This window comes from Parabacteroides sp. FAFU027 (assembly GCF_022808675.1).
Taxonomy (GTDB): domain Bacteria; phylum Bacteroidota; class Bacteroidia; order Bacteroidales; family UBA7332; genus CAXXIC01.
Genome location: NZ_JAKZKV010000008.1, coordinates 1 through 4,700, shown reverse-complemented (window position 1 = coordinate 4,700; position 4,700 = coordinate 1). Strand labels below are relative to the sequence as shown.

Sequence of the window (4,700 nt, the reverse complement as noted above, 5' to 3'; positions counted from 1 at the left end):
GGGTGCTTACGCACCATAAAGATAGATTTTTGAAAGCAAATTGAAGCTTTACAGCTAACGCAATCACTACGAAATAAGAGAAAAGGCTCCATCCCAAATCCCCGGAATGAAGCCTTTCTTTTTTCAGATGATGTATATCTATTTTAGAAACAGATCAATAAGAGCGCATATCAGTAGCCTCTTCGCCATGTTGTGTAAGGTCGAGACCTTTTTCCTCCTGCTCCTCAGTAACGCGCATCGGCAAGATTTTATCTGTAATCAAATAGAGCAGATATGAACCGCCAAAAGTAAAAATACTTACGATTACAAGCGCCAACAGGTGATGAACAAAGACAGTAGAGTCACCATAAATCAATCCTACCCCTTTTGCAAAAACACCGGTCAGGATCATCCCCACAATACCACCGATACCGTGACAGGGAAATACATCAAGCGTGTCGTCGATATTGGTTTTTGATTTCAGTTTTACGGCTACGTAACTCACCATAGAAGCAATAAAACCGATAAAAATACTCTGACCTACTGTTACAAATCCGGCAGCCGGAGTAATAGCAACCAGACCAACAACAGCTCCAACTGCCGCACCAACTGCAGAGCGTTTGTGTCCCAATGCTCCGTCAGCCAGAATCCAGGTCAACATAGCGGTTGCCGATGCAAGATTGGTATTCACAAAGGCTGATGTAGCCAATCCGTCAGCTGCCAATGCCGATCCTGCATTAAATCCGAACCACCCAAACCACAAAAGGCCGGTACCAAGCATGATATAAGGGATATTGGTCGGTTGATTGTGCATTATTTTACCTTTTCTTCTACCTAAAAAAATCGCGCCACTCAATGCAGCAAATCCGGCAGAGATATGCACAACAGTACCGCCGGCAAAGTCAAGTACACCCCATTTACGCAAAAAACCATCAGGATGCCACGTCCAATGAGCCAATGGTGCATAAATCAATATAGAGAATAGACAAACAAAGAGCATAAGCGATGAAAAGCGAACGCGTTCAGCCACACCTCCGGTAAAGAGCGCCGGAGTGATAATTGCAAATTTAAGCTGAAACATTGCAAACAAAGCGAAAGGAATAGTCGCAGCAAAAGCCGGATTTGGAGCAATCCCAACATTCCTGAAGAAGGCAAATGTAAACGGATTACCAATCAAACCGTGAAAGCTATCACCAAAAGCAAGGCTAAAACCTACCACCACCCACAATACACTCACAAGCCCGAGAGCAAAAAAGCTTTGTAATAGTGTGGAAACAAGGTTTTTATAACGGACCATACCTCCATAGAAGAATGCCAGACCGGGAGTCATCAGTAATACCAAAGCTGACGCAATCAGAATCCAGGCAGTATCAGCATGATCAATCGGATGCTTTGGATCAATAGTGTTGGCATATTCGACAGGAATTAAAGACGCCAATGCGACAACAATCAGAATCAAGAACGGAAGCCTATACTTCCAGATAGATTTTTCACTCATAAGAATATAGTTTTGTTGGAATAATAATGCAATTCGTAATATTATGACAATTCCGAAATCGAGCGCGAAGATAATCACTTTATCACAATAAAAACACATTCTAAAATCACAAAGCGCATGTTTAAACATTTAAACAGCCAATTATTATAGTATAAATGTCATTTTAATATCATTTCAACCAAATATTAGCATGTCTTTTTGTCAAAACAAGAAGTAGAATTTAAAACAACAAAAGAAATTATCGTCTTACCTTAGGGGTAATTGGAGAATAAATCGTTTAGATAATTAGAAACAAAATTCCGGCATGCCTATTTCACAAAATGTGTGATTTGTGCAAATTCAGGCAAAGAGAATATTTTCTGACTATTTACCCTCCTATTTTTAGAGTCGGAATAGAGAAAATGTTAACTTTGCCGGACTAACTAACTTCTAACACTAACAAAATATTTATCATGGAAAAACCGTATGTAATCGGTATCGACATGGGCGGTACCGGCACCAAATTCGGCATTGTAGATGCAAAAGGAGAAATCTTAGGACAAGGATCAATCGTAACTCCTGACTATCCGGATATCAACGACTACATTAATGCATTGTACGAAGGCGTACTGCCATTAGTCGAGAAGGCAGGCGGATTCTCTAAAATCAAAGGAATCGGAATTGGTGCTCCTAACGGAAACTACTATAAATCATCAATCGAACTCGCACCTAACCTCCCCTGGAAAGGCAATATTCCCCTCGGTGATTTATTAAAAGCCAAATTTAATCTTCCTGTAGCGGTTACCAATGACGCCAATGCTGCTGCTATTGGCGAAATGACCTATGGAGCTGCACGTGGTATGAAAGACTTTATCATTATCACACTGGGAACAGGCGTGGGAAGCGGTATCGTGATCGGCGGCAATGTTCTTTATGGTCACGATGGATTTGCCGGAGAGTTGGGACATACAACTATCCGTCGCACAAATGGCCGTCTTTGTGGTTGCGGCAGAAAAGGTTGTCTGGAAACTTACGCTTCTGCAACAGGCGTTGCACGATCTGCACGCGAGGTTCTGGAAAACACAACCGAAGATAGCCTTTTACGTCAGATCGCGGCTGATAAAATCACATCGAAGGATGTATACGACGCAGCAGTTCAGGGTGATAAAGTAGCGAAAGAGATCTTCGATGTTACAGGTACAATCCTGGGAGAAGCGTTTGCCGACTTTATAGCATTCTCCGCTCCTGAAGCAATTATCATATTCGGCGGGCTAGCTCAAGCCGGCGATTTGATCTTTAACCCGATCAAAGAAGCTATGGAAAATAACGTTTTACCCATCTGGAGAAACAAAGTAAAAGTTCTTCCTTCGGAATTGAAAGCCAGTGATGCGGCTATTCTCGGAGCAGGCGCTTTGGGTTGGGAAGCTAAATAAGAGTGAACTCAATCAAGCAAAATATTAGAGGGTGTCCCAAAAGGGCATCCTCTCTTCATTTTTGCCCATTTCATTCAATTAAGAACTCACCAGGCAGGCGTTAGCATTAATATTGCGAAAGATTGTTTTTTATCGGAGTCTGGCCAAAGAGTTGCAGAATAAGCAAAAAAGGAGGTGTATAGGGTGGATTATGCTGCTGTGGCCATCTTTCTGGATAATTTCTGGAGATTAAAGGCAATGGCAAGGATACCAAAGTCCATACGGATTTTGTCGATTCCGCGATGACGCAACCGATTGTAGTGTTTGTTGAATTTGATTTGTCCAAAGACCGCTTCCGGTTCAATGGGTCGCTTGCTTCGGTGTTTAAGTCCCTGTTCAGACATCAACCTTTCCCTGGCCTTTCGTTTGTGTTCTCTTAAATTGTGATTAACGGAAATTACCCGATGATTCTTTGATTTGTGACACATTCCCCTGAGTGGACAACCGTCGCAATTGACGGCCTGATACAGCTTAATATGGCTTTGAAAGCCGGATTCGGATTTCTTGTTTTGTGTACCTATACACTTCATATGCTGCCCCATCGGGCAGACAAAATAATCCTTCTGTTCGTTGTAGTAGAGGTTTTCCTGCAAAAAAGGATTGTTGATAAAACTCTTCTTTTGTTCCTTGTGGAAGTAGTTGTATTTGACAAAGGCCTCAATGTCATTATCTTCCATAAATTCATAGTTCTCTTCACTGCCGTAACCGGCATCGGCTACAGCTTGTTTGGGGAAATGGCCAAAACGTTCTTTGCCCGAAAGCAGGAATGATTTAAGGGTAAGCGTGTCACCCGGGTTATAGAAATAATCGAAGTGGGTAATAAACTGATTTTCTGTTCCAATTTGAAGATTATGTGCCGGTTTAAGCTGACCGTTGCCCATGTGGTCCTCTTTCATTCTCATAAAGGTCGCATCGGGATCGGTCTTGGAATAACTGTTCCTCTCGCCCATAATCTCAAGGTGTTTTTCATATTCCTGTAGTTTGGGCAAATGTTTTTCTTCCAGTTTCTTGAGTTGTTTTTGCTCCGCTTTGCTTCTGTTTTCTTTATTAATCAGGCTGATCCGACGTTTGAGTTCTTCCGAATCAATGGCTACCGGTGTTTCTTCTGAGGCCTGATTATCTCCGGCAATCCCTTCTTCTATTTGTGCCAGGATGTGGCGGATTTTAGCTTCCAGTTTGGTTTTATTCTTCTCTGCGGTCTTCTTCCAAACAAAAGTGTACCGATTTGCGGGGGACTCCAGCTTGGTGCCATCAATGTACTGAGTCTCCAGGCTTATATGCCCCATTTCTACTAACATGGTCACCACCTGGGTAAATAATTGGTGGATGCTCTCTTTAAGATGAAGACTTCGGAAGGTATTGATGGTGCGGAAATCCGGGGTTTGATTACCCGAAAGCCACATATAGAGGATATTCTCTTCCAGGGCGGTCGCTATTTTGCGACATGAGTAGGTGTTGTTCAGGTATGCGAAAAAGAGCACTTTAACCAACATGCGTGGATGATAACTGCTTGTTCCGCCTCCTTTATAAGTTTCTATTACCGGGGATATATCTAACTGATCAACTATCGTATTGATCAGGCGAACAGGGGCTCCGGTTTTTATTTTATCGTCAAGAGACTCCGGAAACAGTGTGTTTTGACCCTGCGGATAATCTTTAAAGACTAGTTTATGCTTTGTTGTACTCATGCTCTAAGTTACTAATTTTTGAGCTGATTACAATGACTTCAATAGGCATAATAATGAGAGAGGGCATCCTTTTGGGACACCCTC

At 42.3% G+C, this 4,700-nt stretch carries 3 protein-coding genes; 1 reads left to right on the top strand and 2 read right to left on the bottom strand.

From position 1 onward, the window contains the following. Positions 1-154: 154 nt before the first annotated feature. Positions 155-1,477 carry an ammonium transporter gene (locus MLE17_RS13000; protein WP_243348425.1) on the bottom strand — a complete coding sequence of 441 codons (1,323 nt, stop codon included), beginning with the start codon at positions 1,475-1,477 and terminating at the stop codon, positions 155-157. A 452-nt stretch (positions 1,478-1,929) separates the two neighbouring features. Between MLE17_RS13000 and MLE17_RS12995 the strand changes: the two genes are divergently transcribed. Continuing rightward, entirely contained in the window at positions 1,930-2,889 is a 960-nt protein-coding gene (locus MLE17_RS12995) for an ROK family protein (protein ID WP_243348424.1), read from the top strand. A 188-nt stretch (positions 2,890-3,077) separates the two neighbouring features. Here MLE17_RS12995 and MLE17_RS12990 read toward each other — a convergent pair whose 3' ends face one another. Then, positions 3,078-4,616: an IS1182 family transposase gene (locus MLE17_RS12990; protein ID WP_243349140.1), complete on the bottom strand. Its 1,539-nt coding sequence runs from the start codon at positions 4,614-4,616 to the stop codon at positions 3,078-3,080. Between the last annotated feature and the right edge of the window lie 84 nt (positions 4,617-4,700).